At 63.6% G+C, this 19,959-nt stretch carries 19 protein-coding genes; 5 read left to right on the plus strand and 14 right to left on the minus strand.

The genetic code is table 11. The features are described 5' to 3' along the window. Positions 1 to 9 precede the first annotated feature (9 nt). Positions 10 to 1,428, plus strand: coding sequence for a PLP-dependent aminotransferase family protein (locus tag MNR02_RS17715; protein WP_241949321.1), 1,419 nt, complete (start codon positions 10 to 12; stop codon positions 1,426 to 1,428). Here MNR02_RS17715 and MNR02_RS17720 read toward each other — a convergent pair. The 6 genes from MNR02_RS17720 to MNR02_RS17745 all read right to left on the minus strand — a co-directional run bounded on the left by MNR02_RS17720 (position 1,391) and on the right by MNR02_RS17745 (position 7,281). After that, entirely contained in the window at positions 1,391 to 2,188 is a 798-nt protein-coding gene (locus MNR02_RS17720) for an ABC transporter permease (RefSeq protein WP_241949322.1), read from the minus strand. The two genes, MNR02_RS17715 and MNR02_RS17720, sit on opposite strands and share 38 nt — an antisense overlap. 2 nt (positions 2,189 to 2,190) lie before the next feature. Continuing rightward, entirely contained in the window at positions 2,191 to 3,369 is a 1,179-nt protein-coding gene (locus MNR02_RS17725) for an ABC transporter permease (protein WP_241949323.1), read from the minus strand. Then, entirely contained in the window at positions 3,366 to 4,445 is a 1,080-nt protein-coding gene (locus MNR02_RS17730; RefSeq protein ID WP_371746782.1) for an ABC transporter ATP-binding protein, read from the minus strand. Before MNR02_RS17730 ends, MNR02_RS17725 begins: the two co-directional genes overlap by 4 nt. A 92-nt stretch (positions 4,446 to 4,537) precedes the next feature. After that, a complete protein-coding gene (locus MNR02_RS17735) occupies positions 4,538 to 5,590 on the minus strand; it encodes an ABC transporter substrate-binding protein (protein ID WP_241949325.1) in 1,053 nt (350 codons plus the stop codon). Between the two features lie 197 nt (positions 5,591 to 5,787). Beyond that, positions 5,788 to 6,528: an SDR family NAD(P)-dependent oxidoreductase gene (locus MNR02_RS17740; protein ID WP_241601270.1), complete on the minus strand. Its 741-nt coding sequence runs from the start codon at positions 6,526 to 6,528 to the stop codon at positions 5,788 to 5,790. 72 nt (positions 6,529 to 6,600) lie between these two features. Further along, positions 6,601 to 7,281, minus strand: a complete 681-nt coding sequence (locus MNR02_RS17745) for a GntR family transcriptional regulator (RefSeq protein WP_241949591.1) — start codon at positions 7,279 to 7,281, stop codon at positions 6,601 to 6,603. Positions 7,282 to 7,491: 210 nt separating this feature from the next. Here MNR02_RS17745 and MNR02_RS17750 point away from each other — a divergent pair, with 210 nt between their 5' ends. Together MNR02_RS17750 and MNR02_RS17755 are read left to right on the plus strand one after the other, a co-directional pair. Next, positions 7,492 to 8,502 carry a phosphotransferase gene (locus tag MNR02_RS17750; protein WP_241949326.1) on the plus strand — a complete coding sequence of 337 codons (1,011 nt, stop codon included), beginning with the start codon at positions 7,492 to 7,494 and terminating at the stop codon, positions 8,500 to 8,502. Positions 8,503 to 8,504: 2 nt separating this feature from the next. Continuing rightward, positions 8,505 to 9,821, plus strand: coding sequence for an aspartate aminotransferase family protein (locus MNR02_RS17755; protein ID WP_241949327.1), 1,317 nt, complete (start codon positions 8,505 to 8,507; stop codon positions 9,819 to 9,821). A 36-nt stretch (positions 9,822 to 9,857) separates the two neighbouring features. Here the strand turns inward: MNR02_RS17755 and MNR02_RS17760 are convergent, their stop codons facing one another. From MNR02_RS17760 to MNR02_RS17780, 5 genes are read right to left on the minus strand one after another with little or no spacing between them, the layout of a single operon-like run. Next, complete coding sequence (locus tag MNR02_RS17760) at positions 9,858 to 10,790, minus strand: phosphatidate cytidylyltransferase (RefSeq protein WP_241949328.1); 933 nt, start codon at positions 10,788 to 10,790, stop codon at positions 9,858 to 9,860. Continuing rightward, positions 10,787 to 11,437, minus strand: a complete 651-nt coding sequence (locus MNR02_RS17765; RefSeq protein WP_241949329.1) for a lysophospholipid acyltransferase family protein — start codon at positions 11,435 to 11,437, stop codon at positions 10,787 to 10,789. Before MNR02_RS17765 ends, MNR02_RS17760 begins: the two co-directional genes overlap by 4 nt. Further along, entirely contained in the window at positions 11,434 to 11,856 is a 423-nt protein-coding gene (locus tag MNR02_RS17770; RefSeq protein ID WP_241601276.1) for a hypothetical protein, read from the minus strand. Before MNR02_RS17770 ends, MNR02_RS17765 begins: the two co-directional genes overlap by 4 nt. A gap of 11 nt (positions 11,857 to 11,867) precedes the next feature. Further along, positions 11,868 to 13,181 carry a phosphatase PAP2/dual specificity phosphatase family protein gene (locus MNR02_RS17775; protein ID WP_241949330.1) on the minus strand — a complete coding sequence of 438 codons (1,314 nt, stop codon included), beginning with the start codon at positions 13,179 to 13,181 and terminating at the stop codon, positions 11,868 to 11,870. Positions 13,182 to 13,209: 28 nt separating this feature from the next. Beyond that, entirely contained in the window at positions 13,210 to 14,946 is a 1,737-nt protein-coding gene (locus tag MNR02_RS17780; RefSeq protein WP_241949331.1) for a bifunctional alpha/beta hydrolase/class I SAM-dependent methyltransferase, read from the minus strand. Between the two features lie 119 nt (positions 14,947 to 15,065). Between MNR02_RS17780 and MNR02_RS17785 the strand changes: the two genes are divergently transcribed. Next, positions 15,066 to 15,662 (plus strand): CDP-alcohol phosphatidyltransferase family protein, encoded by a 597-nt coding sequence (locus MNR02_RS17785; RefSeq protein ID WP_241949332.1) that lies wholly within the window; start codon positions 15,066 to 15,068, stop codon positions 15,660 to 15,662. On the opposite strand, the gene MNR02_RS17790 is transcribed toward MNR02_RS17785, so the two are convergent. Together MNR02_RS17790 and MNR02_RS17795 are read right to left on the minus strand one after the other, a co-directional pair. After that, complete coding sequence (locus MNR02_RS17790; RefSeq protein ID WP_241949333.1) at positions 15,659 to 16,975, minus strand: replication-associated recombination protein A; 1,317 nt, start codon at positions 16,973 to 16,975, stop codon at positions 15,659 to 15,661. The genes MNR02_RS17785 and MNR02_RS17790 overlap by 4 nt on opposite strands. A 152-nt stretch (positions 16,976 to 17,127) precedes the next feature. Continuing rightward, positions 17,128 to 17,667 carry a flavin reductase family protein gene (locus MNR02_RS17795; protein WP_241601281.1) on the minus strand — a complete coding sequence of 180 codons (540 nt, stop codon included), beginning with the start codon at positions 17,665 to 17,667 and terminating at the stop codon, positions 17,128 to 17,130. A 229-nt stretch (positions 17,668 to 17,896) separates the two neighbouring features. Here MNR02_RS17795 and MNR02_RS17800 point away from each other — a divergent pair, with 229 nt between their 5' ends. Next, entirely contained in the window at positions 17,897 to 18,511 is a 615-nt protein-coding gene (locus tag MNR02_RS17800) for a hypothetical protein (RefSeq protein ID WP_241949334.1), read from the plus strand. Positions 18,512 to 18,519: 8 nt separating this feature from the next. On the opposite strand, the gene MNR02_RS17805 is transcribed toward MNR02_RS17800, so the two are convergent. Then, positions 18,520 to 19,893 (minus strand): FAD/NAD(P)-binding protein, encoded by a 1,374-nt coding sequence (locus MNR02_RS17805; RefSeq protein ID WP_241949335.1) that lies wholly within the window; start codon positions 19,891 to 19,893, stop codon positions 18,520 to 18,522. Between the last annotated feature and the right edge of the window lie 66 nt (positions 19,894 to 19,959).

The raw sequence follows: 19,959 nt of genomic DNA on the forward strand, positions 1-19,959 counted from the left end.
AGGCCTGACATGACAACGACAGCGACAGGCACACGGACCTCCCATGTCATGAATGCCGTTCGCGGGCGGATCGCCGGACGCATGCTCGGCCCCGGAGATCGCCTGCCCTCGATCCGTAATTTTGCCACCACCATGGGCGTTTCCCCGTCGACTGTCGTGGAGGCCTATGACAGACTTGCAGCGGAAGGATTGATCCGACCCCAACAGGGATCGGGCTTCTATGTGACTGGCGCCGCCCTTCCTCCCCTCAAGCTCGCCGAGGCCGAAACGCCCAAAGCCCGCGCTGTCGATCCGTTCTGGGTATCGCGACAGTCGCTCGATGCGGACGATACGACGCTCAAGCCCGGCGGCGGCTGGTTGCCGGCCGACTGGATGCCCAACGATGCCCTGCGGCGGGCGATCCGAAGCCTTGCGCGCAGCGACGACGCGCTTTTGGCCTACTACGGCAGTACGCGCGGCTCCCCTGCCCTTCGACGCCTTCTGCTCGGTCGTCTCGCCGAGAACGGCATTCCGGCCGGACCCGACAACCTGCTTCTGACCAGCACCGGGACGCAAGCGCTCGACCTTATCTGCCGCTTCCTCCTGCGGCCCGGCGACACGGTGCTGGTGGACGACCCCTGCTATTTCAATTTCCAGGCGATGCTGAAGGCGCATCAGGTCAAGGTCATCGGCGTCGCCCGCACGCATCATGGGCCTGACATTGCCGCTTTCGAGGCAACGTTGGCCGCGCACCGACCCCGTCTCTACATCACCAATTCGACGATCCACAATCCGACGGGCTCCACCCTTTCCCCGCAGGTTGCCCACCGGGTGCTGAACGCCGCTGCGGCCAACGAAACGATCATTGTCGAAGACGACATCTTCGCAGATTTCGAGCCGGAGCCCTCCACCAGGCTCGCAGCGCTCGACGGGCTCGAGCGGGTCATTCGGATCGGCAGCTTCTCGAAAACCCTGTCGGCTGCGGTGCGTTGCGGCTATATCGCGGCCCGCCCGGATTGGGTCGAGGGCCTGATCGACCTGCAGATCGCCACAAATTTCGGTGGGCCGAGCCCAATCGCCAGCGAAATCATAACCCATATGCTGGCAGGCGGCGGCTACCGCAAGCACATGGAGGATGTGCGCCGCAAGCTGGTGCGCATCCGGCGCGAGACGGCCGACCGCCTGTCCCGCCTCGGCATCGAGCCATGGCTCATGCCACGCGGCGGTATCTACCTCTGGTGCCGGCTGCCGGAGGGACTGGATTCCGGTGAGGTCGCGCAGGCAGCCCTTGCACAGGGCGTGGTTCTGGCGCCGGGCAACGTGTTCAGCGTATCGCAGAGCGCCGGCAACTTCATGCGCTTCAACGTGGCCCTCATGGTGGAGCCACGCATCTATACCGTGCTTGCCGACGTCATGAAGCGGCCGGTCTCGTCCGTCTCTCCAGCATAGACCGCGACAGCACCACGACGAGGCCGATCAGGATCGTCGCAGCGATGAACAGGAACGCCGCGGCGGCAATCGCCGGGCTGATATTCTCACGAATACTGGAGAACATTTGACGTGCCAATGTGCGCTGGTTGGGGCCAGCGACGAAGAGTGTCAGCACCACCTCGTCCAGCGATGTGGCGAAGGCAAGCACGGCACCGGACAGAACCCCCGGCATGGCCAAGGGCAGTGTCACGCGCCGGAAGACGGTGACGGGCGCCGCCCCAAGACTTTGCGCGGCAAGCTCGACCCGTTCGTCGATGCCGGCAAGCGCCCCCGTCACGCTCACCACGACGAAGGGAATAGCGACGACCGTATGGGCGATGATCACGCCGGCATAGCTGTTGATGAGGCCGAAGCGTGCGAGCAGCACCTGCATGCCCACGCCCAGCACCACAGCCGGCACGACCATCGGCAGCAGAAAAAGCGTGCGCATCGAGCCCCGGAAGAAGAACAGCCTGTTGCGAAGGCCGAGCGACGCTGCGGTGCCCAACACGGTGGCGAGCAGCGTCGTGCCCGTGCCGATGATCAGGCTGTTGATGATCGCGCGGCGCCAGGCATCCGCAAAAAACAACTCCTCGAACCAGCGCAGAGACCAGGACGGGATCGGATAGGTGAGGATGACGCTAGACGTGAATGCAAGCGGCAGGATGGCGATGAGCGGTGCGACGAGAAACAGGATCGTCAGCAGGGCGAAGGTAAGTTTTGCGATCTTCATAGGCATGGTCAGCGCCTCCCTGGCTCGTCCGAGGAAAGCCTGGCATAGACGCTGTAGAGCAACAGCGTCGCCACCAGCAGCACCATGCCGAGCGCGCCCGCCATGCCCCAGTTCGCCGAACCCGTCGCGTAGAAGGCGATGATCGAGGAGATCATCTGGTCGCCCGGCCCGCCGATCAGCGCCGGCGTGATGTAGTACCCGATGGCCGAAATAAAGACGAGTAACCCGCCTGAAGCGACGCCGCGCAGGCTAAGCGGCAGGAGAACGCGCAGGAACGCCCGGATGGGCGGCGCGCCGAGCGAGGCCGCCGCCGGCATGAGGTTCTTAGGGATGGTGATAAGCACCGAGTATATCGGCAGCACCATGAAGGGCAGCAGCACATGCGTCATGGCGATAATGACGCCTGTGCGGTTGAAGATGAGCGCCAGCGGTGCGTCGATCAGGCCGATGGCGCGCAAGAAATCGTTGATCAGTCCCTGTTCCTGCAAAAGGATGAACCAGGCGGCCGTGCGCACCAGAAGCGAGGTCCAGAGCGGCAGGAGAACGGCGGCCAGCATCAAATCGCGCTTCCATCCGGTCAGCGAGGCGGCGATGATCGCATAGGGAAAGCCGATACAGGCACAGAAGAAGGTGACAAGCGCCGCAATCCAGAAGGTCCGCACGAGGATAACGCGATTGACGGACTGGTCGGCAGGCAGATGTTCTATGGCACCGGCTGAATTGCGCCCGAGATCGACGGCGGCGAGCAGGTTGCGGTCGGTGAGCGGCGACAGCGCGTCGGCGATGGCGATCCAGAATTCCGGTTTTTCCCAGCGCTTGTCGATGGAAACGAGATCGGGCGGCGGGCTGGCGGCATCGCCAAGCGCGCTCGTCGTCTTCGACATCAATGTGCGAAAACCGGAGCGGGCGCTGTTGAGGCGACGCACCATGTCGCCGAGTGCCTGATCATCATCGACAGCCTTGAGATCTTCCATCAACGCCGTCTGCATCGGCATGCTCGGCGGGGATTCGCGATCCCAATCGCCCATGATTTCAGCTGTGCGCGGCAGGAGGCGCAGGACCGCCGGATCGGAGACGGCCTGCGACATCATGCTGAACAGCGGCCAGACGAAGAAGCCCATGAGGAAGAGAAAGAGCGGCGCGAGCAGCAGAAGGGAACGCCCCATGCGGGACGACGAGCCACTCATGGCGCGATAACCCGGCAATCGCCCGCCGAAAAGGCGGCGAAGACCTTGGTGCCCGGTGCGAATTCACGCGAGCGACGGCCGAGCTTGGCAATCAGCGGATACGCCTCGTTCTGCAACTGAACACGCAGGTGATCCCCCTGATAGACGCTGTCCGTCACCTCTGTCTCCAGCACGTTTCGGGCGGCACCGCGGGCTTCGGCAAGATCGATGCGTTCCGGGCGGATGGAAAGATAGACCCCCTGGCCGGCCGCAACACCGTCAGACACGGCAGAGACGATCTGCGCACCGTTCGGCAGGCGCACCGTCGCCTCCCGGCCCTCGATCGCTTCCACCACTCCCTCGACGAGATTGGTCTCACCGATGAATTCGGCAACGAAGCGCGTCGCCGGCTCGTCGTAGACCTGGCGCGGCGTGCCGATCTGCTCGATCTTGCCCTTGTTGAAAACCGCAACGCGGTCCGACATGGTCAGAGCCTCGGACTGGTCGTGCGTCACAAAGACGATGGTCAATCCGAGTCGGCGATGGAGTTCGCGGATATCGAGTTGCATCTGCTCGCGTAGTTGCTTGTCGAGCGCACCGAGAGGCTCGTCCATCAACACGACGCGCGGCTCGAAGACCAACGCGCGGGCAAGCGCCACGCGCTGCTGCTGGCCACCGGAAAGCTGCGAGGGACGGCGATCGGCCAGCGTAGACAGCTGCACCATATCGAGGGCCTGCTTGACGCGCGCGGCGGTCTCGGCTTTGTCGATGCCGCGCATTTGCAGCGGAAAGGCGATGTTTTCGCCAACCGTCATATGCGGGAAGAGCGCATAGCTCTGGAAAACCACACCCATATCCCGCTTGTGGGTCGGCACATCGTTGATGGCCGCGCCATCGAGCAGGATTTTTCCTGAGGTCGCCTGCTCGAAACCGGCAAGCATCATGAGCAGCGTCGTCTTGCCGGAACCGGACGGCCCCAGGAGACTGACAAACTCGCCCTTCGCAATGCTCAGATCGAGATTTTCGACGACACAGAGCGGGCCATAGAATTTGGTGATGCGATCGAATTTGATAAATTCGGCCAAGGAATGCTCCATCGCTAGCGGCGAAGGATGCGGCATGAAGGATCGCGACGCATCCGGCCAGTCAGGAAGGGCGCCCGTGAGGACGCCCTTCGCTGCGGATATCCTTATTGGGCCAGCCAGGCATTGAACCGCTGCGTCAGCGATTCCGCATTGTCGATCCAGAAATCGACGTTAAGCGCGATGGCTTCCGGCAGGTTTGCCGGATCGGTGGGCAGATCTTTTGCAAGATCAGCGGGCACCATCGCCGCGGCTTCCTTGTTTGGCAGACCGTAGGCGACGGATTCCGGCAGCTTCGCCTGATTTTCCGGCAGGCTCGCGAAGGCGATGAAGTCCTGCGCCACATCCTTGTTCTCGGCGTCCTTGAGAACGACCCAGCTGTCGACGGCGTAGATGCTGCCCGGGAAGACGACCTTGAAGTTCTTGCCTTCGGAACGGTTGATGCCGGTGATGCGGCCGTTATAGGCCGACGTCATCGCGACTTCGCCGGATGCGAGGAACTGGATCGGCTGCGCGCCGGATTCCCACCATACGATGTTCGGCTTCAGCTCATCGAGCTTCTTGAAGGCGCGCTCGACACCTTCTTCGGTAGACAGGACGTCATAGAGCTCATCCTTGGAGACGCCATCGGCCAAAAGCGCGAATTCAAGCGTGTATTTCGGGCCCTTGCGCAGCGAGCGCTTGCCCGGGAACTTTTCGACGTTCCAGAAATCCGCCCAGGACTTCGGCCCTTCGGCCAGCTTGTCGCCGTCATAGGCGATGGCCGTGGACCAGACGATGGCGCCGACGCCACAATCGTTGACGGCACTGTCGAGGAACTTGTCCTTGCCGCCCATCTTGTCCCAGTCGATCTTCTCGTAAAGGCCATCGGCACAGCCGAGCGCGAGCTCCTCGGCTTCCACCTGCACGGCGTCCCAGTTCGGCGCACCGGCCTTGACCTTCGACTGGATGACGCCGATGCCACCGTCCCAGGCTTCGTCGAGCACCGGCTTTCCGATCTTCTCGGAGAAGGGCTTGAAATAGATGTTGCGCTGCGCGTCCTGATAGTTGCCGCCCCAGGAAACGACGGTAAGGTCCCGCGCAGCAGCCGGAAGAACCAGGCTCGCGGAGAGGGCGACCGCTGCGGCCGCCAGGATTCCGGATTTAACGATAGTCTTCATTGCACTCCCCTTTTCTGTTTTGTGGAAGAGCCGGTGCGGGCTCTGTTGCGACTTTCGACCCGCTCCGCGCCCGCCTTTTGGCGTGGCACGGCATCATGGCCTCTCCAGTCGGCCTGTCCTTTCCCCGGGACATGTCGACCGATTCATGCATTCCGATCATCGCCGGTCAACGGAAATCCGCCGCGGCTTGATTATCGTCAGACGTGCTGCCCTCCATTGATGTGGATTTCCGCGCCGTTGATGTAGGAGGACTGCTCGGTGCACAGGAAATAGATGGTTTCCGCGACTTCGCGCGGTTCGCCCAGCCGTCCCAAGGGCACTTCCGCAGCCACCAGTGCATCGGTGCCGGGTGACAGTATCGAGGTTTCGATCTCGCCTGGCGCGATCGCGTTGGCCCGCACGCCGCGCTTGCCGAATTCATGCGCCATTTCGCGCGTCAGCGAGGCAAGTCCGGCCTTGGAGGCCGCATAGGCGACACCGGCAAAGGGATGCACGCGCGAACCGGCGATTGAGGTGACGTTGACGATCGACCCCTTGGCCGCTTCGAGCTCGGGCATCAGCGCGCGCGCGATCAACGCTGTCGAGACGAGATTGACGTTGAGGACCTGTGTCCACACGTCGGCATCCGTGCCCATTACCCCGAGACGGCTTCTGTTCGGCCCCTTCGGCGAGATGCCTGCATTATTGACGAGTGCATGCAGCCTGCCGTTGGGCAGCCGCTCGCGCACCGTCGCGGCAAGACGATCGATCTGGCTGAGGTCGGCAAGGTCGGCCTGAATGTGGCTTTCACGTGCGGAAGGCCAGGCACACTCCTCGGAGAACGGCTGGCGCGAAACGGTGAATATCCGCCAGCCTTTCGACTGGAACAGCTTGACCGTTGCGTGCCCGATGCCGCGGCTTGCGCCCGTCAGCAACATGTAGCGGCGTTCTTCGGTCATCCGGCAGTCTCCGTTGATGCTTGATACATCGTAATCCGCGGTCGGTGAAATGCAAGTCCCTTTCGGCGGGGTTCAGGCCGAACGCTCTGCGCCGGGCACGACAGCTCCAATGCGTTCGAGAATCGGCTTCCCGCCCAGAAGGATGTCGTCCACGATTGCCATGGACGCCGCGGCCGGGTCGTGCCGCTTCAGCGCCTCGACGACCGGATAGTGATGATCGATCATCGCCCGTCCGCCGGCAAGGTAGGCATCGGAAATATGCGGTCCCATCTGTAGCCACAGGCGTCGCAGGATCGTCGTCAGAACGGGAAGTCCGGCGATCTGCGGCAGTCTGAAGTGGAAAGCCTGATTGAGCTGCGTGCCCCGCAAGCGATCGCCATCGGCGATAGCCGCTTCATTTTCCTTGAGAATTTGTTCCAACGCCTGGATATCCGCGCTCGTCGCGACCTGTGCTGCGGTCTCCGCGGCAAACCCTTCTAGGCGCACGCGGATGGCGCGTATTTCGCGATAGCGGTTTTCACTCAGGCCGGCGACGCGGATATCGCGCGGCGAGCGGAAGGTGATCGCCTCATCATTGGCCAGACGCAGAATCGCATCACGGATCGGCGTGACGCTGGTGCCGAACTGCTCGGCAAGGTCGCGGATCTTGAGCCGGTCGCCCGGTTGGAACCGTCCCTGCATCAACGCGTCGCACAGAGCGCCATAAACGACGCTGTTGAGGTTCTCATGTTCCAGTGTGGTGAATTCCGCCATGGACCGGCCCATAAAATTGCGCAATAACATACTTGATGCATCTTTTTTGACGTGTTTCAAGTATGGGGTCGTACCAAGGGTCGTTCCTCTTGCGAAAACCTTCGGAAATCCCGCATGCCCTTTATCTGCGGCAGAACGATACGCCGAACAGAGCGCGCCAACGGAGCCAGCATGACCGAGCCACCGCTCGCCAGTCCCAGAAAAGATTCGATGTCCGCGACCCTGACGGTGACGGCCTTGCCGGAGGCCGCGGCAGCGGTCGCCGCGGTGTACGGGCTCAAAGGCGAGGCCAAGCGTCTTTCGAGCGAGCGGGACGAGACCTTCCTTTTCAAGCGGACTGACGGCACGGCATTTATCCTGAAAATCGCCAACGCTGCGGAGGATCCTGCGGCGCTGGAATTCCAGGATGGCGCGCTGCTGCACCTCGAAAGGGCCGCCCCTTGCGTACCGGTTCCAAGACTGATCCGCACCCAGGCTGGCGAGCAGAGCCACACGCTCGCGAGCCCCGACGGGCCGCGCATCATGCGCTTGCTTTCCTTCCTGCCCGGCGAACTGCAATATCGCACGCCTGCAACGCCGTCGCAGAGCCGCAATGTCGGCCGTGCGCTCGCCGAACTCGGCCGTGGGCTTGAGGATTATCAGGGCCGCCCTCCGGAGGGAAAGCTGATGTGGGACATTTCCCACATGCTCGATCTTGCCGCCGTTGTCGGACACGTCGCCCCCGAGCGTCGCGCCCGGGCCGAAGCCGTTCTGGCGGAATTCGAGGGCGCGCTACCAGCCATCAAAGCCCTCAGGCGGCGCCAGATCATCCACAACGATTTCAACCCGCACAATATCCTGCTCGATCCCGCCACGCCGGACGTGGTGGCCGGCATCATCGATTTCGGCGACATGGTGCATGCACCGCTCATCAACGATCTCGCTGTCGGCCTTTCCTATCATCTGGCGACAGAGAACTGGGCGGCGCGCGCCAGCGGCTTCCTTGAAGGTTTCCTCTCGGCGCGACTGCTGGAGAAGGCGGAGATCGAGGTTCTGCCGCTCTTGCTGCGCTGCCGATTGGCCATGTCCATCATCATTGCCGAATGGCGCTCGGCGCTTTTCCCGGAAAACCGGGATTACATCATGCGCAACCACGCCACCGCCCTCAGGGGCCTGCAGAACATTTCCGATCTCAATCCGGCCGGGCTCGCATGGCTCGTGCCCAATCTTTCCGAGGCCTGATCATGTCGATGGTGAATGCATTTTCGCGTGCGGATTTCGAGCGGCTCGACGAAGCCGACCGGGCGCTGATCGCCCGCCGGGAAAAGGTACTCGGTCCTGCCTATCGCCTGTTCTATGAAAAGCCGCTGCATCTTGTGCGCGGCGAAGGCGTCTTTCTCTACGACACCTCCGGCGAGCGGTATCTCGATGCCTATAACAACGTTGCCTCGGTCGGCCACTGCCATCCGCGCGTGGTCGAGGCGATCACCCGTCAGACGGCCGTGCTCAATACCCACACGCGCTACCTGCATGAAGGGATCATCGACTATGCCGAAAAGCTGACGGCGACGTTTCCCGATTCGCTCAGCCAGGCCATGTTCACCTGCACGGGCAGCGAGGCCAACGATCTTGCTGTGCGCATCGCACGCTTCGTCACAGGCGGGACAGGCATCATCGCGACGGAACTCGCCTATCACGGCCTGACAAGCGCGGTCGCGGAGTTCTCGCCGTCGCTCGGCGAATCCGTCACGCTCGGGCCGCATGTGCGCACCATTCCCGCACCGGACAGCTATCGCCACACGCCGGAAGACATGATGGAAAAATTCGGCCGCGACGTTCGCGCCGCCATCGCGGACCTGAAGCGACACGGCATCAAGCCGGCCATGCTGATCACCGACACGATCTTTTCGAGCGACGGCATCTTCGAGGGGCCGAAGGGCTTCCTGAAGCCTGCGGTGGACGCCATCCACGAGGTGGGCGGCCTGTTCGTCGCAGACGAAGTGCAGCCCGGCTTCGGACGCACGGGCGAAACCATGTGGGGTTTTGAACGCCATGGTGTCGCGCCCGACATGGTGACGATCGGCAAGCCGATGGGCAATGGCTATCCCATGGCCGGCATCGTGCTTCGACCGGAAGTGATCGCCGAGTTCGGGCCACAGGCCCGTTATTTCAACACGTTCGGCGGAAACCCGATCGCCGCTGCTGCCGGCAAGGCCGTATTAGAGGTCATCCACGAAGAAGGCCTTCAGCAGAATGCGCTGGATGTCGGCCGCTACATGATGGATGGTCTGAAGAGCCTATCGGACCGTTACCATGCCATCGGCGACGTCCGCGGCTCCGGCCTGTTTATTGGCGTTGAGATCGTCGCAGACCCCGCGGCAACGAGCGCGGATGCCGCGCTCACGGCCCGCATCGTCAACGGGCTGCGGGAGCGCCGCGTGCTCATCAGCGCCTCCGGCCCGCGCGCCAACGTCTTGAAAATCCGCCCGCCACTCGTCTTCTCGCGCGAAAATGCGGACATGCTGCTCGACGCCCTGCGCGGCGTCTTGCAGGCGCTCTGACCGACGACGACGGCGGGTTTCAGGAGCGACCCGCCGTCAGGTCCAGGCGTAACGAACAATGTGGAAGAAAACGGGAGCGGCAAAGACCAGGCTGTCGGCACGGTCGAGCATTCCGCCATGGCCTTCGATCATGTGGCCCCAGTCCTTCACCCCGCGATCGCGCTTGATGGCAGAGGCGACGAGGCCGCCGAAGAAGCCCATAATGCAGGCGAGCGCCGCCAAAACCCCGGCTTCGAGCGGCGAGAATGGCGTCAGCCAATAAAGCCCCGCCCCCATCAGCGATGCGCTGGCGATGCCGCCGATGAGGCCTTCCCAGGTCTTGGATGGAGAAATGGCGGGCGCCACCTTGTGCCGGCCGAACAGCTTGCCGAAGATATATTGCAGCACATCGCTGCCCTGCACGGTGGCGATCAGGAAGGCAATCAGAAGCAGTCCTCGCCCTTCATTGCCGGGAATGGGCAGCGTCACGAGCGCCGGCACATGGCTCAGGCAATAGACCGAAAGCATGATACCCCATTGCTGCTCGCTAACCCGCTCAAGAAAGCGGGAGGTATCGCCGCGCAGCGCCGTCAGCGCCGGCATGGCGAGAAAGCAGTAGACGGGAATGAAGATCGAGTAGAGCCCGTACCAGTCGATCCAGATCAGATAGTATTGTACCGGAATGACGATCAGGAACATGCCAAGCAGCGTCCAACGGTCTGCGCGGCGGGTATTGGTGAGCGTCACATATTCCCGCAGCGCCGCGAATGACACGAAGGCGAACAGCAGGATCACGCCGCCTTTGCCGAAGACGAAGGCCACCGAAATGCCCGTAACCATGATCCACCACGCCTTGATGCGGGCGTTCAGGTTGTCGAGCGTGGAAGGCAAAGGCTTGGGACTGCGCCAGGAGAGGATGGCCGCGACAAGGCTCGCCACCGACAGCACCGCGACAAGCCCGAGAAAAAGACAAGTGGTATCGTCGCTCATTGCGGGGTTCCATCCTTTCGCGGCGCAAGCGCGAGAAGCGCCACTCGGGCGCGGTCAAGAAAGACTTTGCGGTCCTCGCCATTTTCCAGCTTAAGCGGCGCGCCGAACACGACGCGGCAGAGCAGCGGGATGGGCAGGAACGCTCCCTTCGGCAGTACACGGGACATGTTCTCGATCCAGCACGGCACGAGTTCCACCTCGGGACGTGCGGCCGCGAGATTGTAGAGGCCAGAGCGGAAGCGCAGCAGCGGCTCCTCCGTCATGTTGCGCGTGCCTTCTGGAAAGAAGATCAGGCTCTCGCCCGCATCGAGTGCCGCGAGCATCACCTCCATAGGATCCACTCGGCGCTCGACCCAGTTGCGTTCTACCAGCACGGTGCGCAGCAGCCTGCCGGCGATGAAACGCCTGACGGGACCGGCATTCCAGTAATCCGCGCCGGCGACCGCCGCTGTGCGACCACGCTCGGCCAGATGAAGGCAGGTGCAAACCAGAATGAAATCGCCGTGGCTGGCGTGATTGGCGAAGTAGATGCGCAGCGGCCCGTTCGGCGACGTGCCCGCCCAGATCGGGCGCACACCGGTCACGGCGCGGGCGAGCACGGCGAGCACAGCGGCTGACGCTTTCTGGAGGAGGCTCGCCCCGCTCATGCCCCGCCCCCCTCGATACCGTCGAGCAGCAGGATGGCAAAAAGGGAAAGCGCGAAGGCCAGAAGAATGCGCTGCATCCAGACCAGCCGCCGGCATCCCGCAAGTCTGGTGGCAAGGGGAGCGGGCTGGCCGTTGCGCTTGCGAAGGCCCATGCGCTCCAGTACGTCGTCGATGGCCGATAGCGCGGCATCTTCCCTCTTATGGGAGGCAGCCAGCCTGAATAGCCCGGCATCGAACAGAAGGTGAGCCGACAGCCCGAGCGGCGCGAGACAGAAGGCGAGCAACAGCCACCAGCCGAGCGGCGCGGTAAAACCATGGGCGCCGGCGGTCGGCGGAGCGACCGCGAGGATCAGCACCGCAAGCGCTCCGCCCGCAAGTCCGTTGCGCCTGAAGCTCAGCGCTGCTTTCGTCATACGCATCCGCCAGTCCGTCATCGCGCTGCCTCATCGATCACAGCATAGGCCTCGACCGGCAGATGAACCGGCCGGCCGGCGGCCCTGATCTGCGCCACCGCAATAGCCGCACTTGCCGCATACCCCATGCGAACCAGAACGCAGGCAGCAACCACCGCACTGCGCTGGAAACCCAGCGCGCAGCAGATGAGGACGGGGCCGTGACGGCGGGCCTCCTCCACGGAAAGCGTGGCTTCACGGATGCGGCCGGCAGACAACGACAGGAGATCGAGGGACGGGAATGCGCGCCAGGCAAGCCCCGGCACCACGAGACCCGGCAGCTCTGCCGTCATGTCGATCACCGTCGCGATCGTCGAAAGCGTCTTTCGTTCGGGAAACCGCCCGAGCAGCACACCATCACCGATTTTCACCGTCGCCGGAAGCCGGCGCGTCCACCAGAGCATGTTGAGCCACGCGCCGAACCGGTAAGGCATGAGCAGCCAGCGGCTCGCCAGGCTGACACGGCCGTCGGTAGCCTTCTGGAAAACCGCCTCGCCCGCCCCCGCATAACCGAGAGCCACGATGGCAAGCGCCAGCGCCGGCCAGAGCAACAACAGCCCGGCGCCGTAACTGTGCGTCGTGAGGATCGCCAGAATGAGCAGGATCGCCGCTGCGGCTGCGTAGAAGGTGGCAAGCCGCCGTGGCTTTGCCTCCGCCGTCCATCGGACGCCGGAAAGCGGCGACTTTCCTCTCGAAGGAAAAAGCCAGAGCGCAAAAAGCCCGAGAAGTGCGCCGGCTGGAATGTCCAAAACATGATGCTGCCATGTCGTCAGCACGGAGATTCCGATTAGAGCGCTCCAGAGATGCCAGATCATTCTGACTGCGCCGGCAAAGCGACCGCGCCAGTGATCCCAGATGATCACCAGAAGTGCAATATGCAGCGACGGCGCCTGGTTGAACGGCTTATCGAAACCACCGAGCACATCGAACATGAAACCCGGCAGCCCCTCTGTCGGCGGTCGCACAAAGATGGCCTGGAGGGGAAACGCGACGAAACAGGCGATGGCTACAACCTGTGCCGTCAGATAGCGCCGCGCCAGCCGGCCGACTGCGTCCGGCGTGGCATTGACGAAGAGCGAGAGGGCATAGAAGACATTGATCGACCAGTAGGGCACGATCGTCCAGGCGAGGAAAGGGATGTGACGTTCCCAGCCGAAGGCGATGTTCGGCACACCGGATCGCAGCGAGGCCAGCCAGTTCGCCGTGCCGTAGGTCAGGTAGAAGAATGGCGCCAGGAAAAGCAGCCACAGTGCCGCCGCGCGCAACACTGCGCGGCGCTGGCTCCCGGGCATGGATGCGACCCCCTCCCCCATTATGGCCTCAGACGCGTTCGGCCAGTGAGACGGTGAAGATGCCCCACTTATCGATGCGCTGCTCGATCTTGCGGAAGCCCGCCGCGGCCACGAGTTGGTCCATCTCCTGCTGCGTGCGACGGCGCATGATCCAGGCTTCGCCGCCGCGATGGGAGGTCAGCGCCCGTGCGATCATCTCGAGCTGCGGATGCCAGGGTTGGCCGGTATAGACGAGCAGCGATCCCGGCTCGAGCGCTCGGCCCAAGCCGGCAAGCGAGGCCTCGACCATGGCATTGTCCGGGAAGAGTTCGTAGAGGCCGGAAACGATGGCAAGCGTCGGCTTCGGCTCGATGGACGCAAGGCCTTGCGTATCGAAGGCATCCGCCCGATGGAATGCCGCGCTGTCTCCAAGGCCCCGCGCCGCGATCAGCGCCGTGCCTTTTTCTACGTTGATCGGCGAATAATCCTGCAAGCGGATGCTTTCCGGCTTCACCTCGGATGCGGCGACGGCGTCGAGCAAATACCGTCCATGGCCAGCGGCGATGTCGAGAACGCGCGCCGGCTTTCCTTCGGCATCGAGGCGTTTGAGCGCCTTGCCGATCAACTCCTCCAGATGCACCTTTCTCTGGCGGATACCGCGCCAGCCGATGGCATCGAGGAACTGCCGGTCGATCAGCCGTCCGCCGGGGCCAAGCCCGCGCGCCTCGTCCTCGTAGACGTAATCGAGCGTGGAACCGGAATCGAAGCCCGTGCGGCTTCCGGTGGCAAGCCCCTTGGAGAACAAGCCGCCAAGGCGGATCGAGGCGCGTGTGAGCGCCCAGTAAAGGCCGCGCGGCGAAAGCAGCGGCAGGGGCGTCGCCAGCCGGTCGGCTTCGTCACGGGTGTAGCCGGACAGGTGGGCGCTCCGCACATCGGCCACGGCGGGTGGTTCGGCAAAGCGGGCGAGGAGGAAGGTGCGCACCTTCTCCAGCGCCTTGGCCCGATCCCGCTCGCCCAATGTGTCATGATAGAAACCGGGCAGCACGTGGCGTTGCTTGATCGTCGCACCAAGGTTTTCGAAGAAGCGATGCTGCGGCGCGTGGCGCACGACGAAGTCGCTGCCCGAGATCAGGATTTGCGTCGGCACCGTAATGGCGCGGGCATCCGCCACCACACGGTCGGCAGCCTCATAAAGCTCCAGCAGGATGTTGGACGCGATAGGGCGCGTGATCAACGGGTCGGCCTCGAACGAGGCGATGCGCGCGCGGTCATGGGTCAGGAAGCGCGCCTTGACGTAGGAATTGACAAAGAAGGTACCCTTCAGCTTCTGCCAGAGCGCAATGCCCTCCTTCGCGAAGGGAACGTAGAGCTTGACGTCGAAGGCCGGCGCGGCCAGCACGAGCGCACGGATATCAGGCGCATAGTCATGCACCCAGGTCGCAGCCAGCACGGCCCCGACGCTCTGGGCGACGACGGCGATATCGCCGATTGCAAAACCGCCGGTCTCCATAATGTGCCGGACGAAGCAATCGAGGTCGCGCACCGAATGGGCAAACGACGGCGAAAAGCCGCGTTCGCCGGGCGAGCGGCCGTGGCCGCGTGCATCCCAGGCGTAAAAGGCGAAATCGTCCAGGCCCAGTTCATCGACAACATGCGCCACCCGGCCACCATGTTCGTGGCCGCGGTGCAGAAGCACGATGGCTCCCTTCGGCGTGCCGGAGCGGGCCGGCCAGTAACGGTAGAAAAGCTCGACCCCGTCGTGGCTGGTAAACGTCGATTCGATCATGCCTGTCCTCGTTTCGCGTATGAACACACATCCTATACGGATGAGACCGCCTGTTTGCAGTTGATTTCATACCGCCGCACCTGCATTTGTTGAATCGAGCGAAGCGGATTCAAGCCCTTATGTCGATCTATAAACTGAAATCGTCCTTCCAGAACCTGCTGCGGCCACTGGTCGGGCGCCTCGCCGAACGGGGCGTCACCGCCAATCAGGTCACGCTTTTCGCGGCCATCGTCTCGGTCGGAATCGGTGCACTTCTCTTGGCCAATCCCCAACCCGCGCTCTTCGCGCTGGTGCCGCTCTGGATGTTCCTACGCATGGCGCTGAACGCCGTTGACGGCATGCTGGCGCGCGAGCACGACCAGAAGAGCGCGCTCGGCGGCTATCTCAACGAGATCACCGACGTCGTTTCCGACGCCGCGCTTTACCTGCCCTTTGCGCTGGTCGCACCCTTCTCGCTGCCGTGGCTGACGGCCATCGTGTTCCTGGCGACGCTCACGGAATTCACCGGCGTTCTGGGCGTCGCGCACGGCAAGGGCCGCAGCTACGAGGGACCGATGGGCAAGAGCGACAGGGCGCTGCTTTTCGGCGCGCTCGGCGCGCTTGTGGCCGGTTTCGGCACCCTGCCGGACTGGACATGGCATATCCAGCCCATGGCCTGCGTCCTGCTCGTCTGGACGGTCGTCAACCGCGTGCGGGCCGGCCTCGCCCCGTCCTAGCGCTTCGCGCCGAACCGGCCGGGCGTCGGTCGCCCTGTGACCTGCTCCCAGTGTTCGTCCGCACGCCGCTCGAAGGTCGCGGCATCGCGCGCATCGCTTTGGTAGAACGCGCCGCGGGGCACGTCCGGTGCATAGACCTGCTCGCTCCAGCCGCGCCCGTCATCATGCGGGAAGGCGTAACCGACATGGCCGAGTGCTGCCGCGCCCTTGTAATGCGTATCGCGCAGATGCATCGGCACCGCCGATGGCGCTTCGTTCGCCACATGCGCAAGCGCAAGCGAGATACCCCGACAGGCGGAGTTGGATTTCGGTGCCCGCGCGACATGAAGGGCGGCATGGGCCAGCACGATCTGCGCCTCGGGATAACCGATCTTTTCCACGGCATGCAGGGCCGCGACCGCGGTCTGCAACGCGGTGTTGTCCGCAAGCCCGACATCCTCGGAGGCATGGATCATGATGCGCCGGGCGATGTAACGGGGATCTTCGCCGCCGTGGATGAGCCGCGCCAGCCAGTAGAGCGTCGCGTCGGGATCCGAGCCGCGCATCGATTTCACGAAGGCCGAGACCACATCGTAATGGGCATCGCCCGATCGATCGTGATTGACCGGCGCGGCCGCATAGGCTTCCTCCACCATCGCTTCGGTGATGACGACGGGCTGGCCGTGTACATGGCCGACAGCGAGGCTTTCGAGCACCGTCAGCGCGCGGCGCGCATCACCACCGGACCGGCCGGCAATGCGACGCAGTTGTTCGGGCGGGAGATCGACAGCGACGCCGTTTGCGGCGAGGTGTTGCAGGCCACGCCGCACGACCTCCTCCATTTCCTCGATCGCCAGAGGCTCCAGCTTGAGAATGGTGGAACGGGAGATGAGAGCGGGTGTCAGCGTATGATAAGGATTGCCCGTCGTCGCACCGATGAAGTCCGCGACGCCCTCCTCACACAGCGCAAGCAGATGATCCTGTTGCGTGGCGCTGAAGCGATGCACCTCATCCGCGAAAAGCAAGGTCGGGCGCATACGCGCCTCGTCGGCGATCTTGCGGATATCGGCGACATTGTTGTGCGCGGCATGCAGCGGGCGGAAGTTCTTGCCAAGCATGTTGCCGATGGCGCGTCCGATGGATGTCTTGCCGAGGCCCGGCGGTCCGTAGAGGATGATGCTGCCGAGCCGTCCGGCCGCAATGCGCCGGCGCAGCATGGTACCCTCGCCTATCACCTTCTGCTGACCAATGACGTCATCCAGCGTCGACGGACGCATTTCCGCGGCCAGCGGCATGGAGCCCGTGCGCGGCGCCGCGTCGAAAAGATCGGACATGGGACCTCCCGTCGAAAACCAGTGCAGGCGGCGGGCGTGACGGAAAACCCGCCTGCCCGGCCGATGACTGTCGTCTATCGAGCGCGGCAGGCGGGGTCAAAGGCATTATTCGGCTTTCCGGCCGGCGGGCGACGTGTTTCCGGCGTCCGTCGTCAAGCGACCGCGTGGTAGCGTCCATCCTGATATAGTAGCGAACGGCCCGTGCCGAGGCGGATAGCCAGCACGGTGCCGATGACGATAACGTGGCTGTGCCGCTCGATGGCCTCTTCGACGACACAGTCAATCGCCGCAACGGCATCGACCAGCAGCGGTGCGCCGCTGACGGCCGTTGTCCACTCGGCGCCGCGATAACGGGCCGGCCCGCGCAGGCCGCCGCGGCCGGCGAACTGGTTGGCGATCTCCTCATGGGCCGCCCCGACGATGTTAATCCCGAAATGACCGTAGCGCTCGACCACGGGCCATGTGGAGGACGAACGGTTGAGAGAGACCAGCATTCGCGCGGGCTCGACGGACAGGGCGGTCGCGGAGGTCACGGTGGCTCCTGTGCGCGTTTCCCCCTCGCCCGCCGTGATGATGCTCACGCCGCCGCCAAGCGTGCGCAGGGCCGCCTTCAGGCTGTCCGCATCCGTTGGCTGGTTGAGCAATGCCGTGTTTTCGGCGTTGAAAAGAATGTTTTCGACATGCGCGTTCATCGTTCCCGCTCCGGCAGAGACTTCGAATGATGAAAGGCATAGCAAACCCGGCAGGGCATCAGCAGGCACGTCTTTCTTAATTTGACTATTTTTATAGAAAATATGCACTCTGTGCGTCTGCCTCTATGCGCCCTGTTTTGTGTCAGGCAACACGATTGCGGGTGGCGCCCATCGAAAATTCCGTCTTTCATGCTACGTTGGGGAAGCGCCCGACATGCCGGAGCCAACTATGAGTTTACAGAACCGCGTCACACCCTTTGGCGAGATCGTCGCCATTGCGCAACGAGGCCTTTTCACGGGCAATCGCGGCATCATCCACGACCCCGCTACCCGTACTTTGTTGAAGAGGCGCTGGACGAGCAAGGCCTGGATCATCTGCGACTGCGATTTCAAGAACGTCCGCCGCGACGTGATGAGCACGCGCAGCTGGACGGAGCTTTTCTTCCTGGACGAGGCCATTGCGCTTGCCGCGGGGCATCGGCCCTGCTTCTTCTGCCGCCGGCCACAGGCCGAACAGTTCCGCGCCTGCTATCCGGCAGAACAACCCTCGGCCCGGGAAATCGATGCTCAACTCCATGCCGAACGTCTGGAAAACGGGCAGAAGCGCCGGCATCCCATGGAGGGTCCGCCGTCCGCCCTGCCGGACGGTTCCGTTGTCGCGGCCGGCACGGACGCCTACACAATGCGCCGCGGTCACGCCCATCGCTGGACCGTTGAAGGGTATGCGCCTCCGCGAGGCCTCGATCATGCCGACGGCCTGCTGACACCGCCCTCGACGGTCATGGCGCTGCGTGCTGGTTACCGTCCAGTCTTCCACCCGTCCATCGACACCGCGCTCCCGTAAGAGGGCTGTCATTCGGCCCGAACGACATCGACGCCGATGAGTTGACGCTCGGCGAGAGCCGACGCCGCCGCATAGGCCTGCGTCACGATCTGCGGCACGAGGTCGATATCCGGCAGACTGCCAAGGCCCAGCGGCCCCATGGCGAAAAGACCTTCGAAACGATCCTCGCCATTCACCACGCGGCCGCTGGCATCGACAAAGACGCCGAGGTCGAGTTCGTCCCGCTGCGCGACGCCGGTGGAGAACAACGCCCTGAACAGCGACGAATCCAGATCCGCCGACCGAATGCGACAATCGATCGTCACGTCGGCGGCAAGAACCTGTAGGCCTCCGGCCGTCGACAGGAGCACCCCGTTTGTCGCGATGCGCTCGACCTTGCCCTTTCGGACGGTAATCGCGCCGCTGGCGATCGCCTCACGCAGACGTGCATACTGGGCGGGCGGCAGACGGTTTCGATGGCTGTCATAGATCGGCTTGACGTGCCGCTTGAAGCGTCGGCGCTCCTCCGGCGTCAATCCTCGCCAGAGATCGCATGCCCGTTGACGGAAATCATTCATGATCCCCTGCCAGCCAGATCCGTCCACGGCCGCGCGGTTGGCCGCTTCGCGCAGCGAGCGGAAAGCCCCGCGCAACGTGTTTGGGAAAGGCTTGTCCGACACCACAGTGCCGACAGCAGCGGCGGTATGCGGTTGGGGCAGGAAACCGGACGCGGAAATGAGCGTCACATGCGCCGCGCCGCCGGACGCCAGCAGGCGAAGCGCGCGATCGACCGCATGGACCCCGCCGCCGATGACAATCGCCTCTGTGGCTGTGCCCTGCGCAGCCGTGTCCTCGCGCCCGTCGCGCAGGCCATAACCTGTCGCCAGGAACACCGCATCGAAGCGCGCGCGCTCCCCGCCGGAGACGACATTCAATCCGCCTTGCGCGTGCCGCTCGACGGCAGTCACGCTCTCCGCGCTGATCTGCATGATGACGTCGGTGCGACCGTGCAGCGCCTCGGCGAAGCGCTGATAGACATACGCACTGAAAATTTCACCGGGAACGAACGCATGGTCGACCGCGCCATCGGCGCTTGTCTGACCACCCTCATCCCAGCGACCGTCCGTTTCCAGCCAGGCTCGAAAATCATCGCGCAGGATCGGATCGATGGAGAGATCCCGTACCCGGCTGTTCAGCAGCGGCGAGGCCGTATGGGCGATGCCTTCGCCGCCATCGATCCTTGGATAGGGATCGTGCAGTACGAGGTGGAACGGCCTGTCGAACGTCTTCAGCAAGGCAATCGCCGTCATCATGCCGGTAAAGCCGCGACCGACCACGGCGATGCGGGCAAGGGCTCCGGTCTCTCGCGATTGCTGGGCGAAATGGCTTGGAACAAGCGTCATCTGTCGGCTCCTCTCCTGTGTTGCATCAGGCGGTATTCCAGGGCTCGCCCCACGCGGGACGAGCGG

Source organism: Shinella sp. H4-D48 (genome assembly GCF_022637395.1).
Lineage (GTDB): Bacteria > Pseudomonadota > Alphaproteobacteria > Rhizobiales > Rhizobiaceae > Shinella > Shinella sedimenti.